This is a genomic window from Cytobacillus sp. FSL R7-0680 (genome assembly GCF_038009245.1).
Lineage (GTDB): Bacteria > Bacillota > Bacilli > Bacillales > Cytobacillaceae > Cytobacillus > Cytobacillus kochii.
This window is the reverse complement of the sequence record NZ_JBBPAO010000001.1, coordinates 1,589,352-1,606,923: the sequence shown is the minus strand read 5'-3', so window position 1 is coordinate 1,606,923 and position 17,572 is coordinate 1,589,352. Positions and strand designations below refer to the sequence as shown.

General features: G+C 36.2%; 15 protein-coding genes. 13 read left to right on the top strand and 2 right to left on the bottom strand.

All coding sequences use genetic code 11. The annotated features are described in order from the left end of the window. Positions 1-24 precede the first annotated feature (24 nt). From MKY26_RS07925 to MKY26_RS07905, 5 genes are all read left to right on the top strand, one after another. Entirely contained in the window at positions 25-1,065 is a 1,041-nt protein-coding gene (locus MKY26_RS07925; protein ID WP_095372965.1) for a ribonucleotide-diphosphate reductase subunit beta, read from the top strand. A gap of 95 nt (positions 1,066-1,160) precedes the next feature. After that, the gene (locus MKY26_RS07920; protein WP_095372966.1) at positions 1,161-1,835 is read left to right on the top strand and encodes a response regulator transcription factor; all 675 of its coding nucleotides are present in this window, start codon (positions 1,161-1,163) and stop codon (positions 1,833-1,835) included. Beyond that, positions 1,832-3,214, top strand: a complete 1,383-nt coding sequence (locus MKY26_RS07915; RefSeq protein WP_095372967.1) for a HAMP domain-containing sensor histidine kinase — start codon at positions 1,832-1,834, stop codon at positions 3,212-3,214. Before MKY26_RS07920 ends, MKY26_RS07915 begins: the two co-directional genes overlap by 4 nt. Positions 3,215-3,357: 143 nt before the next feature. Continuing rightward, positions 3,358-3,756 (top strand): hypothetical protein, encoded by a 399-nt coding sequence (locus tag MKY26_RS07910; protein ID WP_095373662.1) that lies wholly within the window; start codon positions 3,358-3,360, stop codon positions 3,754-3,756. Positions 3,757-3,888: 132 nt separating this feature from the next. Next, a complete protein-coding gene (locus MKY26_RS07905) occupies positions 3,889-4,224 on the top strand; it encodes a hypothetical protein (protein WP_095372968.1) in 336 nt (111 codons plus the stop codon). A gap of 314 nt (positions 4,225-4,538) precedes the next feature. Here MKY26_RS07905 and MKY26_RS07900 read toward each other — a convergent pair whose 3' ends face one another. Then, the gene (locus MKY26_RS07900) at positions 4,539-5,534 is read right to left on the bottom strand and encodes an aromatic acid exporter family protein (protein ID WP_157733956.1); all 996 of its coding nucleotides are present in this window, start codon (positions 5,532-5,534) and stop codon (positions 4,539-4,541) included. A 305-nt stretch (positions 5,535-5,839) separates the two neighbouring features. On the opposite strand from MKY26_RS07900, the gene MKY26_RS07895 reads away from it, so the two are divergent. The 8 genes from MKY26_RS07895 to MKY26_RS07860 all read left to right on the top strand — a co-directional run bounded on the left by MKY26_RS07895 (position 5,840) and on the right by MKY26_RS07860 (position 16,436). Further along, a complete protein-coding gene (locus tag MKY26_RS07895) occupies positions 5,840-7,648 on the top strand; it encodes a S9 family peptidase (protein WP_328197824.1) in 1,809 nt (602 codons plus the stop codon). 79 nt (positions 7,649-7,727) lie between these two features. Then, positions 7,728-9,404, top strand: a complete 1,677-nt coding sequence (locus MKY26_RS07890) for a sigma-54 interaction domain-containing protein (protein ID WP_340975274.1) — start codon at positions 7,728-7,730, stop codon at positions 9,402-9,404. A 181-nt stretch (positions 9,405-9,585) separates the two neighbouring features. Next, positions 9,586-10,734, top strand: a complete 1,149-nt coding sequence (locus MKY26_RS07885) for an acyl-CoA dehydrogenase family protein (RefSeq protein WP_095372972.1) — start codon at positions 9,586-9,588, stop codon at positions 10,732-10,734. Between the two features lie 21 nt (positions 10,735-10,755). Continuing rightward, on the top strand, positions 10,756-12,387 hold the full coding sequence (locus MKY26_RS07880) for a long-chain-fatty-acid--CoA ligase (RefSeq protein WP_322909493.1): 1,632 nt from the start codon (positions 10,756-10,758) through the stop codon (positions 12,385-12,387). Continuing rightward, a complete protein-coding gene (locus MKY26_RS07875; protein WP_307313390.1) occupies positions 12,384-13,274 on the top strand; it encodes a 3-hydroxyacyl-CoA dehydrogenase family protein in 891 nt (296 codons plus the stop codon). Before MKY26_RS07880 ends, MKY26_RS07875 begins: the two co-directional genes overlap by 4 nt. Positions 13,275-13,289: 15 nt before the next feature. Further along, positions 13,290-14,438: an acyl-CoA dehydrogenase family protein gene (locus MKY26_RS07870; RefSeq protein ID WP_307313393.1), complete on the top strand. Its 1,149-nt coding sequence runs from the start codon at positions 13,290-13,292 to the stop codon at positions 14,436-14,438. A 12-nt stretch (positions 14,439-14,450) separates the two neighbouring features. Next, on the top strand, positions 14,451-15,644 hold the full coding sequence (locus MKY26_RS07865; RefSeq protein WP_095372976.1) for a thiolase family protein: 1,194 nt from the start codon (positions 14,451-14,453) through the stop codon (positions 15,642-15,644). Positions 15,645-15,659: 15 nt separating this feature from the next. Then, positions 15,660-16,436 carry an enoyl-CoA hydratase/isomerase family protein gene (locus tag MKY26_RS07860; protein WP_095372977.1) on the top strand — a complete coding sequence of 259 codons (777 nt, stop codon included), beginning with the start codon at positions 15,660-15,662 and terminating at the stop codon, positions 16,434-16,436. Positions 16,437-16,509: 73 nt separating this feature from the next. On the opposite strand, the gene guaC is transcribed toward MKY26_RS07860, so the two are convergent. Beyond that, positions 16,510-17,493, bottom strand: a complete 984-nt coding sequence (gene guaC / locus MKY26_RS07855; RefSeq protein WP_307313397.1) for a GMP reductase — start codon at positions 17,491-17,493, stop codon at positions 16,510-16,512. Positions 17,494-17,572: the final 79 nt, after the last annotated feature.

The following is a 17,572-nucleotide window of genomic DNA, read 5'->3' as shown; positions in this document are numbered from 1 at the left end:
TTCACCGAGAGGAGAATGAAATAAATGAACACTTTAAATAAACGTCCCATTATGAATCATGAAGCACCAAACCGTTCAACAGGTATTATTAATGGAGAATGTTCGAACGTTTTAAACTGGGATGATGTAAGATTTTCCTGGGCTTACCCTAAATATAAAAAGATGTTATCTAATTTCTGGACACCATTTGAAATTAATATGTCTCAAGATATTAAGCAATTCCCTGAGTTATCTGAGGACGCACAAGAAGCCTTTTTAAAGATTATCGGTTTACTAGCGTTACTAGATAGCATTCAAACTGACTATGCTGGGAAGACAGCAGATTATTTAACAGATTCTAGTCTTTCAGCGTTAATGATTATTCTTGCACAACAAGAAGTTATTCATAATCACTCGTATTCTTATATTCTTTCTTCGATCGTTTCAAAAAGTAAGCAAGATGAGGTCTTCGATTATTGGCGTACAGAACCAACATTAAGAGAACGAAATGATTTTATTACAAATGGTTATAAAGATTTTGTAAAAGAACCGACGGCGGAAAATATGTTAAAATCAATCGTTTATGATGTAGTATTAGAAGGCTTATTCTTCTATTCCGGTTTCGCTTTCTTCTATTATTTAGCGAGAAATCAAAAAATGGTATCTACATCAACGATGATTAACTATATTAATCGTGATGAACAAATTCACGTTGATTTGTTTGTGAAAATCTTTAAAGAAATCTTAAACGAGCATCCTGAATTAAACACACCAGAATTGCAACAATTTGTAAAAGATACCTTTAGAAAAGCTGCAGATCTCGAAATTGAATGGGCACGTGAGGTAATCGGTGATAAAATGGATGGTATTCTTATTACTGACCTTGAAGCATACATCAAATTTTATGCCAATGTCCGCAGTAATCAATTAGGATTTGAACGACCGTTTGAAGGATTTCGTAAAAATCCACTCCGTTGGATTGTTGCTTATGAAGAGGTAGATCAAGGCAAATCTGATTTCTTCGAACAAAAATCAAGACAATATACAAAAGTGAATCAAGTCGATAATGGATTTGATGAATTATAAGTTTTATAATAAACCTTGCATATCATATGCAAGGTTTATTATTTCTTCTTAATAATTGAAGAAATGATAAGCTTTAAGAAGAAGAGGTGTTTCTTGTGAGAAAAATTTTAATTGTTGATGATGATCAACATGTTCGCTATTTAATGAAGGATAGTTTACAAAAAGAAGGCTATCAAACCACTGAGGCAAAAGATGGACAGGATGCGATGGCAATATTAGAAACGGAAGTAGTCGATCTTGTTATTGCGGATATAATGATGCCGAACATGGATGGCTATCAACTAACAAAAACGATTCGTAGGGATTTTGACCTCCCGATTATCCTGCTTACGGCAAAGGGACAATTAGATGATAAAGCAAAGGGATTTTCAGTCGGTACAGATGATTATGTGGTAAAGCCATTTGAGCCGAAAGAGTTATTATTCCGTGTCAATGCTTTATTACGAAGATATGGTAAGGTAGGAACAACGAGTATCAAGCTCGACCGATTATATATCAATAAAAAAAGCTATGAAATTGAAGTGAGCAATAAAACCTATCTATTACCACTGAAGGAATTTGAGTTATTATATTTTCTGGCCGCTAACCAAAATAGAGTGTACAGTAGACAGCAATTAATTGAACAAATCTGGGGCATTGATTTTTCTGGGGATGAAAGGACCGTTGATGTACATATTAAACGTTTACGTAGCCGCTTATCTAAGTTAGAGGTGGATGTAATAATAAAAACGATTCGTGGTATCGGTTATTCATTGGAGATAGCCAAATGAAAACACTTTACTCAAAAATTGCTCTCACAACCATTTGTATTATGCTTCTAAGCAGTGTCATTTCATTTATTTTGAGCAATGCATATTATCAACAAACATTAAAGCCCAAAAACGATGCCAAAGTGACAGAAATGGCGAAAGCTACTATTACCTTCATGGAGGAGAATCCACAAATCAATAAGGAACTATATCTTACGCATATCAGCTCTTTTGGTTATCAAATATTTGTAACTGATGGTCTTGGAGAGGAATCTTTTTATGGAGCGGAGTATCGCGAACATAATTTAAGTAGTGCTGCTGTTCAACAAGTCTTGAATGGTCGGATTTATCACGGTATTAATCTCTTTCCACATGCTACATTTGTGACCGGTTTTTTTGCTAACGAACTTAAAAATACTGTCGGTGTACCATTTACTTATCAAGGAAGGGAGTATGCTCTTTTTCTCAGACCTGACATTTCCCTTTTATTTAGCGAAATGCACATTATGTTTGCTTGGTTATTGATTGGTATCCTCTTATTAAGTATTTTATTCGTGTTCATCAGTACAAAGTATATTGTAAAGCCGATTAGAAAGTTAAATGAAGCAACAACAGTAATTGCTAATGGAGAGTACAGTATTGAGTTACCTACTAATAGAAAAGATGAAATTGGTTCTCTTACTCAAAGTTTTATGAAAATGACGAAAAAATTAGAAGCAGCAAATGAAATGCGCAAAGAATTTATTACAAATATCTCACATGATATTCAATCGCCTTTATCAAATATAAAAGGTTACTTACATCTTTTTAAGGAAAAGAAAAGAACAGATGAAGAAATGAATCAAATGACTATGATGGAAGAAGAAGTAACCCGTTTGTCTGTTTTAACAAATCAATTGTTATTATTATCTTCTATCGACTATAGGAAAGATATGGTGAATATCGTTTTATTTAATATGAGTGAACAACTAAAGTTAGTGATTAAACAATATCAGTGGCATTTAGAAGACAAAGGCATGATGCTAAGTTATTCATTGCCTGAATGTATGATCGAAGGGGACCCCTCCTTGCTTTATTCTGTTTGGGAAAATTTACTCACAAATAGCATTAAATATGGAAAGGAAAATGGGGATATTTCCATTATTCTTATAGAAGAAGGGGGCTGGATAAAAGTACAATTTCAGGATAATGGTATTGGGATGAATCAGGAGGAAATGAAAAAGGTTTTCAATCGTTTTTATCGTTCCGACCTTTCTAGAAATCGTTCCATTGCTGGTTCTGGCTTAGGACTTTCCATTGTTTATTCAATCGTAGATCTTCACCAAGGAGAAGTGCGAGTTGAAAGTGAAGAAGGAGAAGGAACGATTTTTACAATTATGCTACCAAAACAATCGAATTAGTAAAACATTTCTATTGTAAACCATTGTTCATACTCCGTTCATATTCATTCTATAACCTTATTTTGTCAGTCATAAAAGGTGAGATAGGACATATGATGACAAAATAAAATCAAATGAATGAAGATGAAAAGGGTGAGTGTCAATTGAATAAATTTAGCAAAATATTACTCAGGTTTTCTGCTATCTTTGCAGTGATAGGTGCTTTTCTAGGATCACATATGGCCGGAGCAGGTAGTTATGCTTTCAAACCCATCCATGCTCATAGTTTAGTTGTTGGCTGGCTATCACTTTTCGCATGGGCGGTATATTATCAATTATTTACTCCGAAGCTAAGATTCCTTGCAAAATTACATGTCACTAGTGCCATTATCGGCACCATTGGTTTAACAACTGGAATGGCTATGTTTATCTTTAAGCCAGGTTTTATGCCAGAGATGATTAATACGGTTTTTTATATTGTTGGAGGAAGTATCCTATTGATTAGCTTTGTTCTTTTCTTATTACTTACTTTTACAAAACATGAAAGTGATATTAAAAAATAGCTTTCAGCTATAGGTTTTAGAAAAAATAAATGACGCTTAGAAATTGATATGTGGATGGTGAGTTCTTCTTGTTGACTTCATACCAATAGGGGTATAGAATATGAGGGTGAATATAACATCCTAGGGGGAAAAATGCTTACGTTTATTAGTATACTCTTAATCATTTTACTTTTGACTTTTATATATAGTAGATATTTGCCGGTATTAGGTGTGAAGGCACAAGTGTTACAAGACAATCATGATAGTGATGTTCGGATTGTTGATGTGAGAGACTATAATGAAAAAGTAGATCAGGCTCATCATCGTCTCCATATTCCAATTGCTTATCTCCATCGCTTTTATCATGAAATCGATGGAAAGAGCGTACACGTTATTGCTTCATCAAAAATAGAAAAAAACATGAGCATTCGATTTCTTAGAAGAAAAGGATATAAGGTGTCAGGATACACACTATGCAATGAATGTTGAACAATATAAATATAGAAAAGTAGTGCCACAGATTAAGTAATCTGTGGTTTTTTGTTGAAATGTAATTTCATTTGTTTCTAAAACTGTAAGAAGAGTGATATAAGGGCGAATTCTTGCTTTTAGAAAAAGCCCCCAGAATAAAAATATCCTAAATGAGAGAATCGCTGCTCTCAGACGAAACCCCAAGAATGAGAGCGCCGTATAAGTAATAGTTCCTTTGCAAAACAGAAAATAACAGTTAATAACCACAGCTCAAATTTTGAATAACGCTGCAAAATAAAATCCTCTTCTACACACTACGCTCAAAAAAATACTTAAATACTCGTATTTTCTACATTAATTATTCTCTCATTTAGTTTTCTTAACTTTTCTTCATTCATTTGATACTGCATGATGAGTTGTTGTATGGCGAGCATATTTTCTTCAATTTTAAGGTGGTTGTCATTCAATGTATATTGTGTTCTTAAATGAAAATAGTCCTCTTCATTAGGTTGCTTTGATGGCTGTTTCAGATGCAGTATAGTATCTTGCAATAATCTCATTAAGTAAGGTGATGGTGTAAGCTCTTTCAAAGAAAGGTTTACAAGCTGGAATAAGTGGATGAACGCTTGTTTTAGGATATTTAAATGCCTTTCTTTCTGCCTTAGGTAAAATACATCCTTCCTAGAAAATTTATGAAAGCGCCATTCATCTTTTTGATATTGTATCAGCTGTTGGTAATGTGCTATTTCTTCCTCAATCTTTGCAATGACTTGTTTGATCTCGTTTCTGCTGCTATTTCCTTGTTTGATGTTGTTCGTCACATATACAAGAATATTTTCCATACGATTCATTAACTGAGTAGACGTTTTGCTTATTTTTAGTAAATAATTCGGGGGTAAAATAAATATATTTACACAAGTTGAAATTAATAAACCAAGTGTTGTACCTCCAAGTCTCATTAACAATGTTGCCATATAAGCTTCTTGGACAATTGATATCATGGCCATACCGGTTAAAGCGGCAACAAGTAGGCCATCTTCTAGTTTTAACTTCGTACATATCATCAAAGTGAAAACGGCTGTTAGAGCGTAAGCCAACGAACTATCTGAAAAGATAAAGGTAAATAAAACGGCGAAAGAAGCTGCAATAGAAGAAGCTTGAAATCTAGCTGGTGCTTTGCGAATGGATTCTTTCGCCGTAGGCTCAATCGTAACGAGAGCGGTAATGACTGCAAAGGTTGGTGGCCATGTAAATAGCTGACATAGAAATGCAGTAATAAAGACAGAAATGCCTGTTTTGAAAATTCGTCCTCCAAATAGTCTGATCATAGTTAGTATCCTCTTTCTATTTGCCTTACATTTATAATGAAGGAAGTTTAAGTAAACACGCTGCATTAACAGAATGACCAATTGAACCTTTTTCAATCACAAGAAAGAAAAAAATATAAAAAAGAGAAGGCTCATTTGTAATTCCTCCTATCGGTATTTTGGGCAGTTATAGAGAAATTATTGCAAACAAGTAGATTTGAAATAAAAATGTCATACTATGTTCGCTTTTGTTTGGTTTTAATTGGTAAAACAGAGTATGGTATACTGAATAATAAGAATACTCTATTAATAGGGAGGGCAACTCTATGATTCAATTTCCAAAACCTGAGATGGATCAGTTTTTAAAAACGTTAAGCATTAATGATTTTGTCGTCAATTCCGATGAGTCCCAAGTTGTGTTTAGTACAAATTTAAATGGCTACTATAATTTATGGGCAATGAATTTGCCGCAACAATTTCCAGTTCAGTTAACATTCAAAAATCAAGTGTGCATGGGTCTCCTCTATGATAAAAATAGCAAGTTTATACTTGCGGGTTTTGATCATGATGGGGATGAGTGTGCGCAATATTATGCAGTCCATCCAAGTGGTGGGAAATTGAAACAACTAATCAATAATGAAAAAACGAGGAATTTTAATCCCTTATTATCAAAAGATAGCCAATATTTATATTATAGTTCGGGTAAAGATAATCCAACTTATTTAAATGTTTATAGATATCATATAGAAACGGAGAAAGAAGAACTTTTCCTAGAGGGTAAAGAAGGTATGACCTTTCTAGATAGTTGGAGTCCAAATGAAGAGAGTTATATTTCATCTACTGTATATGCCAATACGCATTCTCTCTCTTATGTACATACGGAAAGTGAAAAGCTTTGTTTAACTGAAAAAGAGGAAGAGGCGCATACTGTAACTGGATCTTTGTTTACTACGGAAGACACGATTTATTTGATCACCAACTTTAAAGAAAATTTCACTTATTTGGCCGAATTTAATATCATGACAAAGCAATTTCGTAAAGTCATCGGGCTTGACCATGAAAGTTTCTCTTCCATTCATTATGATAAGCGTAATCACATCATCTATTTAACTTCTGAAAAAGGAGTGGAGGATTTTCTTTATGCTTATTCATTAGATTATAATACCTTACAAAAGATAGAAATCCCTTGTGATATCATTGAAAAATTAGTTGTTCATGACTCAGGAAATTTATATCTTTTAGGAAGAAGCGCTATTAAACCGCACAATATTTATCAATTGAAAAAGGGTGAAAAGTGGAAGCAGTTAACTGAATATCACGTACCAGGTGTGGAAGAATCAGAGCTTGTCGAGCCGACAACGATTTACTATCCTTCATTTGATGGTTTAGAAATTGAAGCATTATGGTTTGAAGCAAATAAAGAGGTAAATAATGGCGAAGTTATATTTTGGCCACATGGTGGACCCCAAGCAGCAGAGAGAAAATCTTTTCGTTCCTATTTTCAGTTCCTTATCAATCATGGATATAGCATCTTTGCCCCTAATTTTAGAGGGTCAACGGGTTATGGGCTGTCCTTTATGAAAATGGTAGAGGGTGATTGGGGAGATGGTCCTAGGTTAGATAATATAGCTGGTATAGAGTGGCTCATTGAAAAAGGTTATACAAAGAAAGGTGACATTCTATTAATGGGCGGAAGCTACGGCGGATATATGGCACTACTTTTACATGGTAGACATCCAGATTATTTTAAAGTGGTGGTCGATATCTTCGGACCTTCTAATTTATTTTCGTTTATAGAATCAGTTCCAGAAGATTGGAAACCGATTATGGATCAATGGGTTGGAAATCCCATAAAAGATAAGGAAAAACTCACTGAATATTCCCCTATTACTTATTTGGAAGCTATGACTAAACCGATGCTCGTTATTCAAGGAGCAAATGATCCCCGTGTAGTGAAAGAGGAATCTGATCAAATTGTGCAAGCATTGAGGGAAAAAGGACGTGAAGTTAAGTATATTTTATTACAAGATGAGGGACATGGATTTTCTAAAAAAGAAAATGAGCAGCTTGTGTTTGAAGAAGTTCTCTCTTTTTTTGATCAGCACACAAAGAAAACCGCCGATACGAATAGTTAATCCACGTTCCAAGCTAGGAGGAAATATAGTGAAATTATTTCCTCTATTTTCTTACCATGTGAAGAGGTGAAGATAGTAGATGATTGTAAAGAATCGTAATCTTTTATTGACAGTAGAGACAACGCTCACTGGTGAGATTATTTCGATGAGCGAATCATTACGTATCTTGATAAAAGGGAAGCCTTCTACATATATTGACGACCTATTTCCTAGATGGAATGCGTATGGTAATGAAAAGATAAAGGTTGCCTTTTTAACGGATGAAGATTTTCTTCTGTTTATCAGAAGTCAATCAGGACAACATCACTACTTATATATAGGGATTCTATCTTCCGAATTGTCTCAATTAATGAATAAAGTAAGTGACTTGATGAAGGCAAATACGCTACTAGAAGCAATAATAGAAAACTCTTACGATGGTATTTATTTAACCGATCGAAACGGTAATACCATTTTAACCAATTCCGCAATGGAGAGAATTACAGGGATACCAAAAGACTATTATATGAACAAAAAGGTCGATGCTTTAATTGAAAGAGGAATTCTCGAGAGTTCGTTAACGAAAAGGGTGATAGAAAAGAAAGAAACGATTTCACATGTCCAATTTAATCGAGCTGGCAATGAGTCGTTGCTTCTTACAGGAAGTCCAGTTTTTGACGATACGGGTGAAGTAGAAAGTGTTGTCACAAATATTAGAGATTTATCACAGTTGATAGAACTACAAAATGCTCTAAAAGAAGCGAATAAATTAAACCTCTCTTACCGTCAAGAAATTGAAAGGTTAAAACAAAACATTAACATACATCAGCAATCGATTGTCATAGAAAGTGAAAAAATGAAGCATGTATACGAAACCGCTGAAAGGATTGTTAATGTGGATGCCACAGTTCTTCTTCTTGGTGATACAGGCGTAGGAAAAGATGTTCTTGCTAAATATATTTACGAAACAAGCAATAGAAGAATGAAGGGCAAATATATTAAATTAAACTGTGGTGCGATTCCAGAAGAATTAATTGAATCTGAGTTATTCGGTTATGAAAAAGGTGCTTTTACAGGTGCAGATAAACAAGGGAAACCAGGGATGTTTGAACTAGCCGATGAAGGGGTTTTATTTTTAGATGAGATTGGGGAATTACCGTTGGCTTCACAAGTCAAATTGTTAAGAGTTATTCAGGAAAAGGAAATCCAACGGGTAGGCGGAACGAAGACGAAGAATGTAAATGTAAGGCTCATTGCTGCGACCAATAGAGATTTAAAAGAGATGGTGAATAAAGGTCTTTTTCGCGAAGATCTATATTATCGATTAAATGTGATTACCATTGAAATCCCTTCTTTAAAGGATCGGCGGGAGGATATTTATCCTCTAATCGAATATTTCTTAAAACAGACGAACGAAAAGTATCATTTCAACAAGGATCTACATAATGATGTAAAAAAATTTTTATATCATTATCAATGGCCAGGCAATATTCGTGAATTAGCCAACCTAATTGAGAGATTGGTTATTGTCTCACAAGAGTCTATCATTACAATGAATGATCTTCCACCAGAATATCAGCGAGAAATAGATTTTCCATATGAAAATGAAAAAATAGAGACATTAAAGGATGTAGTAGAAGCAGCAGAAAAAAAAGCTATTATGAAAGCTTTAAAAAAATGTACAACAACCTATGAGCTCGCATCCGCTTTGCATACAAGCCAGCCGACAATTTCAAGAAAGCTTAAAAAGTATGGAATAGAGTTGATTCATTTGTGAATCAACTCTATTCTTTTTTGAATCAAAAAAGTAAGCGTTTACTTTTTTGCTGATTTAAATAATGCGGAAAAAATAACTATATAACTTGTGTTAAAGCTATTCATTAACGATTTATCATGAGTTAAAAATGATGGCATGGTTTTTGCATCTATATTAATAAAGCAAACAAAGGAGTGATCTTATGTTCACAGTTCAAAACCAAGAAATCGATCAAATCGTGCAGATGGTTCACCAATTTGTCGAGAAGGAAGTAGAGCCTTTAGCACAACAAATTGAAGATGAGGACCGTATACCAGATTCTTTGGTTCAGCAAGTGAAGGAACTTGGATTATTTGGGATGAGTATACCAGAAGAGTATGGGGGTATTGGTCTTGGCATGGTTGGGAAAACCGCTGTATTAGAACAATTAGGTCGCACGCATAATGGTTTTGTTAGTTTAATTAGTGCACACACAGGTATTGGTAGTACAGGTTTAGTAAGGCTTGGCTCTCCTTACTTGAAAGAAAAATACTTACCTGCTTTAGCATCAGGAGAAAAAATTGCTTGTTTTGCCCTTTCAGAGCCTGGGGCAGGTTCTGATGCTACTAATCTTGCGACAAAAGCAGAAAAAAAGGGAGATAAGTGGATTCTTAATGGGTCAAAACATTTCATCACGAATGCGCCTGTAGCAGATGTATTTACGGTCTTTGCTGTTACAGATAAAGACAAAGGCGCAAAGGGGATTACTGCCTTCTTAATAGAAAAAGATTTTCCTGGATTTACAGTAGGAAAAAAGGATAAAAAAATGGGTTTAAAAGGTTCATATACTGCACAATTATTATTTGATCAATGTGAAGTGCCAGAAGAAAATGTTATAGGAGAAGTGGGTCTCGGATATGTAGCTGCACTAACTATTTTAAGTGAAGGACGGATTGGGTTAGCGGCAAGGGCAGTTGGATCTTGTGATAAACTCATTGAATTATCAGCGAAATATGCGAATGAACGTATTCAGTTCGGTAAACCAATTGCAAAGAATCAAGCAATACAATGGATGTTAGCTGATATGGCAACAGAAACAGAAGCAGCAAGAACATTAACATTAAAAGCCGCCCATTTAGTCGATCAAGGCAAGAAAGTTGTGAAAGAATCCTCAATGGCTAAACTTTACGCGTCTGAAGTGTTTAATCGAGTGGCTGACAAAGCAGTGCAAATTCATGGTGGCATGGGCTACGTCGCTGATTATCCTGTTGAAAGGTATTATCGTGATGCAAGAATAACGAAAATCTATGAAGGCACAAATGAAATCCAACGGCTAATTATCGCAAGAGATATATTAAAAGACTATATGTGACACATAAAGGAGGAATGTGTCTTGAGTAATCTCTCATTAAAAAGAGTATGGGAAAAATATTATGAAGATCGGTTACCAAATTTCCACATACCTCATATTGGCCTATATGAAATGCTAAAGGAAACTGCGCAGTCTTATCGAGATCATGTGGCTATCATTTTTAATTACGAAACACTTACCTATGAGGAACTGAAGAAACGAACGGACGCACTTGCTTCGTATTGGCAGAGTTGTGGGTTAAAAAAAGGGGATAGAATCGGGTTATGGCTCGGAAACCATCCAGATTATATCACTGCCTATTATGCTAGTCTTGCACTGGGTCTTATCATCGTGCCAATTAACCCAGCCTATACATCAAGAGAGGTATTGCAAGTGTTTCATGATACAGCATTACGCGCACTAGTGGTTGGTGAAAAATCAGTCACTGCACTGCAGAAAATTAGAGAAGTGTATGATTTAGAACATATTATGTATGCCACAAATGTCAGTATTAATAGGGAAGTATCTTCAATCGTTCATCATATGATAGATATTTTTAAAAATGGAAGTATCAAATTTACTGAAGCGTCTATAGATCCTAAAAACGATTTAGCCGTTATACAATACACAGGCGGAACAACGGGAACGATAAAAGGAGCCATGCTTACACATCATAATTTAATTGCGAATGTTTACCAAAGTTATGTGATGTATCGACAAAAAGTGGCTTTTGGAAATGAAACGATATTAGCGGCAACCCCGCTTTATCATGTGTATGCGATGACAAGTGCTATGAATGTAGGCATCTTTTTAGGAGCGCGAATCTTGCTCTTTGAACGATTTGACGTTGATGAGGTTTTAAATCAAGTGAAGAAATATGCACCAACCATGTTTCCAGGTGTCCCTAAAATGTATCTCTCTTTTATCCATCATCCAAATGTACGATTCGCAGGACTAAACTCTCTTAAAATATGTTCATCCGGTTCAGCGCCATTGCCAGTAGAGGTTATTAAACAATTCAAGCAATTAACTGGTTGTACCATCTTAGAAGGGTTTGGTATGTCAGAAACATCTCCAACGACTCACCGTACGCCAATAAATGGCACACATAAACATGGGAGCATCGGTATTCCTGTTCCTGATGTAGATTGTCGTATCGTTGATCAAAAACAGGAGGATTTGGGGATCAATCAGGTCGGTGAATTGGTCATTAAAGGTCCACAAGTGATGAAGGGTTATTGGAACAATGAGAAAGATACAGCCTCTACGTTACAAGATGGCTGGTTGTTTACAGGTGATTTAGCCACAGTAGACGAAGATGGGTATTTCTATATTGTCGGTCGTAAAAAAGAAATGATTCTTTTCTCGGGGTTTAATATTTATCCTCAAGAAGTGGAAAATGTCCTTTATGAACATCAAGGTATTGCTGAAGTTGCCGTAGTCGGTATCCCTGATTCTGAAAATGGAGAGATTCCGAAAGCATTTCTTGTCGCTAAAGAAGGTTATACGCTTCATCTTGAAGAAATTAAAGCATTTTGTTATACGAAACTAACACCTTATAAAGTACCGAGAGTTTTCGAAGAAAGAAGTCATCTACCAAGAAACGGTGTTGGTAAATTATTGAAAAGATTACTTGTGAAAGAAGAATTAGAAAGGAGAAATAAACGAGAATGACAAATATAAAAAAAGTTGGTGTGATTGGAGCGGGAGCAATGGGTGCACAAATTGCTGTTGTAGCAGCGCTTCATCAATATGATGTCGTGTTACAAGATATATCTAACGATCGTTTAATAAAAGCGAAAGAAGTGTTAGAAACACAGTTAGAAAAGAGGGTGAGAAAAGGAAGATTTTCGCGTGATGAGGTGGATAAAGCTTTCGAACATTTAACATTTACTACTGAAATTAATCAGTTACATGATGTAGATATTATCATAGAAGCTATTATTGAAGATTTAGAGGCAAAACAAACATTATTTCAATCCTTAGAAAAGATTGTCTCGGAAAATTGTATCATTGCGACGAATAGCTCCACTATAGTGAGTTCTAAATTGATAGATAAGTTAACCTATCAAAATCGTGTATGTAATATCCATTTCTTTAACCCCGTACTTGTGATGGAGCTTGTCGAAGTTGTTCAAGGTCCGCATACTTCAAAGGAAGTTGCACAGCAAGCGATGACATTCATTCAAAGTATCGGAAAAAAACCAGTACTTCTACAAAAAGAAATTTCAGGTTTCATCGCCAATCGTATCTTAGCGAGACTCATGGATGAGGCGATTTATTTATATGAACATGGATATGCCAGTTATGAAGAAATCGATTTCGTAGTCGAAAAGGCTTTAGGTCATCCTATTGGCCCATTTGCATTAATGGATTTAACTGGTCTTGATGTGAATTATGCTGTAAGGAAGCAAAGATATGCAGAAACAGGGCTAGAGGTGGATCGCCCGAAACAGTCGGTAGTAGAAAAAGTGGAAAAAGGTGAATTAGGTAGAAAAACAGGTAAAGGATGGTACGCATACGATCAACATGGTAAGAAAATAGAGAATATTCAAAAATAAAGGGAGGCCGATGATATGAGTTATACAGTTAGTGAAGATATCGAAGTGTTGAAAAAAGGTGTTAGAGAGTTTGTGCAAAATGAAGTGGAAGCGGTTGCGATGCAGATCGAAAAAGAGGATCACATCCCAGATAAAATTGTAGAAATGGCAAAAGAGCTCGGCTTATTTGGTTTAAGTATTCCAGAAGAATATGGTGGGTTAGGCATTGGGATGGTAGGCAAATGTGCATTGTATGAAGAAATTGGTGCCACGCATAATGGATTCACAACTTTGATTGGTGGTCATACGGGTATCGGATCAGTGGGCATTGTGGAAATGGGAAATGAATATCAAAAACAGAAGTACTTACCTGATATGGCTACAGGAAAGAAAATAGGCGCCTTCGCATTAACAGAGCCTCAGGCTGGTTCGAATGCCACTAATTTAAAAACGACGGCAGTACGTAAAGGCGATAAATATATTTTAAATGGGTTAAAACACTATATTACAAATGCACCTCAAGCAGATGTTTTTACGGTTATGGCTGTCACAGATCCATCTAAAGGTGCAAAAGGGATTACTTCTTTTATTGTAGAAAAAAGTTTTCCTGGTTTTCAAGTAGGAGCGATTGAACATAAAATGGGCCTTCGTGGTTCACATTCAGCAGAAATAATTATGGAAGACTGTGAAGTCCCAGTAGAAAATGTCCTGGGTGAAGAAGGGAGAGGCTATGTGAATGCATTAACGATTCTTGCCAACGGACGTGCAGGTTTGGCCGCCAGAAACTTAGGTTCCGCCCAAAAATTATTAGATCTTTCAATGACGTATGCAAAAGAACGGGTGCAGTTCAATGTGCCAATTATTGAGCATCAGGCCGTTGCTCATATGTTAGCGGAAATGGCTGTCGATATAGAAGCATTACGATCTTTTACGTACCGAGTAGCTACGATGGTTGATGAAGGGAAGAAAGTAATTAAGGAAGCAGCGATGATTAAATTATTCGGCTCAGAGGTATATAACCGTGTGGCTGATAAAGCCGTACAAGTCCATGGCGGGATTGGATACATTTCAGATTTTCCTATTGAACGGTTTTATCGTGATGCGAGAATTACGAGGATTTATGAAGGAACATCAGAAATCCAAAAAAATATCATCGCTGCTCAATTAAATAAAGAATATAACTAAGGGGGGAAGAAAATGGACCTAAACAAAATCGTCATTGTAGATGGCGTAAGAACAGCGATTGGAAGGTATGGAGGAACATTACGTAATATATCTTCTAGCTACTTAGCATCCGATGTTATATCTGGCTTACTTAAACGTGTCAATGTGAGCCCATCGACTATTGAAGAAGTCGTATTAGGAGAAGTGAGACAATCTTCGCAATCATCCAACGTGGCAAGAGTAGCTGCTTTAAGAGCGGGCATTCCTGAAACTTCCCCCGCTTTTACTGTGAATCGATTATGTGCATCAGGGATGCAAGCCATCGCTTCAGGTATGCAACAAATCTATTCCAAACAGGCAAATGTTGTTATCGCAGGTGGTACGGAAAGTATGAGTAATTCCCCCATTTTTATTAGAGGCTCACGCTTTGGAGGTGACCAAACAATACTAGTGGATGCCAATAAAGAGAATGGTCAACAACCGCAAGAAATTTATGGCGCTCATTTAGGGATGGGGATGACAGCAGAAAATGTTGCCGAGCGATACAATATTGCTAGGGAAGATCAAGACCAGTTTGCATATGAAAGTCAGCAAAAGTATAAAAGGGCGCAAGAAATGAACGCATTTCAACAAGAAATCATCCCAGTAACAATACAAAACAAAAGAGAACAAATCACTTTCGCTCAGGACGAACATCCAAGACCGGAGACAAAACGAGAAAAGCTTGCCAGCTTAAAGCCGGTATTTAAAGAAGGTGGTAGCGTAACTGCAGGAAATGCGTGTGGAAGAAATGATGGCGCCTCAGCACTCTTGCTTATGACAGCACAAGAAGCTGATAAAAGGGGATTATCAGCAAGAGCAATGATTCATGATTGGACATCTGTCGGTGTTTCACCTGAAGTCATGGGGATTGGACCTGTACCGGCAATACGGAAGTTATTGGCAAGAACAAAGCTTAGTATCGCAGACATAGATTTATTTGAAATAAATGAAGCGTTCGCTTCTCAAGCCATTGCAGTACAAAGAGAGTTGATGCTACCACCTGAACGAATAAATATTAATGGCGGAGCAATTGCTCTCGGACATCCACTTGGATCAACCGGATCTAGAATTGTCGTTACTTTAATGCATGCACTAGCAAAAAAGAAGGGAAGATTTGGCATTGCCTCTCTCTGTGTCGGTGGCGGCCAAGGAATGGCTATGTTGATTGAAAACCTTCAAAAATAAGAAGGAGGAAATCTGATGTATGAAAACATTATTGTAAAAAAAGAAGGTCAACTTGCCTATATATATATTAATCTACCAGAAGTAAGAAATAGATTAAGTAAAGAAACGCTTAGTGAGATAAGGGATGCTCTTGTAGAAATTAAACATGATGGAGTGTCCCAGCTTGTTGTATTTACAGGAGAAGGAGACAAGGCATTTGCAGCAGGTGCAGACATTACCCAACTAAATGAGAAGGAAATGTTAGATGTTTTTGCAACAGGTAGTATGCAAGAAATTTATGATGAAATTGAAGCTTATGACATGCCGACAATTGCCATGATTAATGGTCTTGCTCTTGGTGGAGGATGTGAACTGGCATTAGCATGTGATATACGAGTGATGGCGGATCATGCCAAGATTGGTTTGCCAGAATTAAATTTGTCAATTATCCCAGGTGCAGGTGGTACGCAAAGGCTATCGCGAATTGTTGGAAAAGGAAAGGCGTTAGAAATGATTCTATTAGGAAAATTTCTTTCTGCTGAGGAAGCAATGACACATGGCTTAGTAACAGAAGTTGTCCCATTGCAATTTTTGAAGGATAAAGTAGATGAGATAGCAGAGCAAATTTTAGCTAAAGGTCCATTAGCGGTTAAGCTCGCTAAAATGGCTGTACAATATGGTGCAGAAACCGATCAAAAAACAGGACAAATAATTGAGAAATTAGCACAAGCAGTTTTATTTGCAACAGCGGATAAAAAGGAAGGAACAAAGGCCTTTATGGAGAAAAGAAAACCTGTTTTCACTTCAAAATAAACGCACTCATCCTGCCGGGGGTCAAATCCCTGGCAGGATGAAATAAATGATTTTCTTGGCTTAATCGGGTTGTTTAATAAACTTTATCACCATTAAAGATTGAGTTTTTTACTACTACATAATCTACATTGCGGATACTCTCAAGCCTATTTCCACCAGCATAAGAAATAGAAGATTGTAAATCTTGTTCCATTTCTTTTAATGTATCCACAAGAGAACCTTTATGCTCGACGTACATTTTTTTGCCTTCAACATTTTTACGTTCGCCTTTTTGGAATTCAGAGGCTGAACCGAAATATTCTTTGTAGAGCTTACCATCTTTTTCAATTGTTTCACCAGGTGATTCTTCATGACCAGCAAACAATGAACCGATCATGACCATTGATGCGCCAAAACGGATAGACTTTGCAATATCGCCATGTGTTCTAATCCCACCATCAGCAATAATAGGTTTGCTTGCTGCTTTTGCGCACCAACGAAGTGCAGCTAATTGCCAGCCACCTGTACCAAAACCAGTTTTTATCTTTGTGATACAAACTTTTCCTGGCCCAATGCCTACTTTTGTTGCGTCTGCACCGGCATTCTCTAATTCGCGGACAGCTTCAGGTGTACCTACATTACCAGCAATAACAAAAGCATCAGGCAAATGTAATTTAATATGTTGAATCATTTGAATGACTGCATTGGAATGCCCGTGAGCAATATCGATTGTAATATAATCAGGTACAATTTTTTCATAAGCTAATTCTTCAATAAAACCATATTCTTCTTCTTTTACACCAACACTAATAGAAGCAATGAGTTCACGTGCATGCATATCCTTAATAAAGTTTTTACGCGTCTCAGGTTGGAAGCGGTGCATGACATAAAAATAACCGTTTTCAGCAAGATAAGTAGCAATTTTTTCATCGATAATTGTTTGCATATTTGCAGGGACAACTGGGAGTTTGAATTTATGTTTTCCGAGCGTTACAGCTGTATCACACTCAGAACGACTAGTCACAATACATTTAGCAGGAATTAATTGAATGTCTTCATAATCAAATACGTTTTCCATAGCTAGCACCTCAAAATACGAATATTATATTGGGTTAACATATTAATTGTTCGCCCATTACGTAATTTACATCATTTTA

Bases quoted from the DNA above. Each gene is read 5' to 3' on its own strand.
- MKY26_RS07925 (WP_095372965.1), top strand. From the start codon at position 25: ATGAACACTTTAAATAAACGTCCCATTATGAATCATGAAGCACCAAAC.
- MKY26_RS07915 (WP_095372967.1), top strand. From the start codon at position 1,832: ATGAAAACACTTTACTCAAAAATTGCTCTCACAACCATTTGTATTATG.
- MKY26_RS07905 (WP_095372968.1), top strand. From the start codon at position 3,889: ATGCTTACGTTTATTAGTATACTCTTAATCATTTTACTTTTGACTTTT.
- MKY26_RS07900 (WP_157733956.1), bottom strand. From the start codon at position 5,534: ATGATCAGACTATTTGGAGGACGAATTTTCAAAACAGGCATTTCTGTC.
- MKY26_RS07895 (WP_328197824.1), top strand. From the start codon at position 5,840: ATGATTCAATTTCCAAAACCTGAGATGGATCAGTTTTTAAAAACGTTA.
- MKY26_RS07890 (WP_340975274.1), top strand. From the start codon at position 7,728: ATGATTGTAAAGAATCGTAATCTTTTATTGACAGTAGAGACAACGCTC.
- MKY26_RS07885 (WP_095372972.1), top strand. From the start codon at position 9,586: ATGTTCACAGTTCAAAACCAAGAAATCGATCAAATCGTGCAGATGGTT.
- MKY26_RS07875 (WP_307313390.1), top strand. From the start codon at position 12,384: ATGACAAATATAAAAAAAGTTGGTGTGATTGGAGCGGGAGCAATGGGT.
- MKY26_RS07870 (WP_307313393.1), top strand. From the start codon at position 13,290: ATGAGTTATACAGTTAGTGAAGATATCGAAGTGTTGAAAAAAGGTGTT.
- MKY26_RS07865 (WP_095372976.1), top strand. From the start codon at position 14,451: ATGGACCTAAACAAAATCGTCATTGTAGATGGCGTAAGAACAGCGATT.
- MKY26_RS07860 (WP_095372977.1), top strand. From the start codon at position 15,660: ATGTATGAAAACATTATTGTAAAAAAAGAAGGTCAACTTGCCTATATA.
- guaC (WP_307313397.1), bottom strand. From the start codon at position 17,493: ATGGAAAACGTATTTGATTATGAAGACATTCAATTAATTCCTGCTAAA.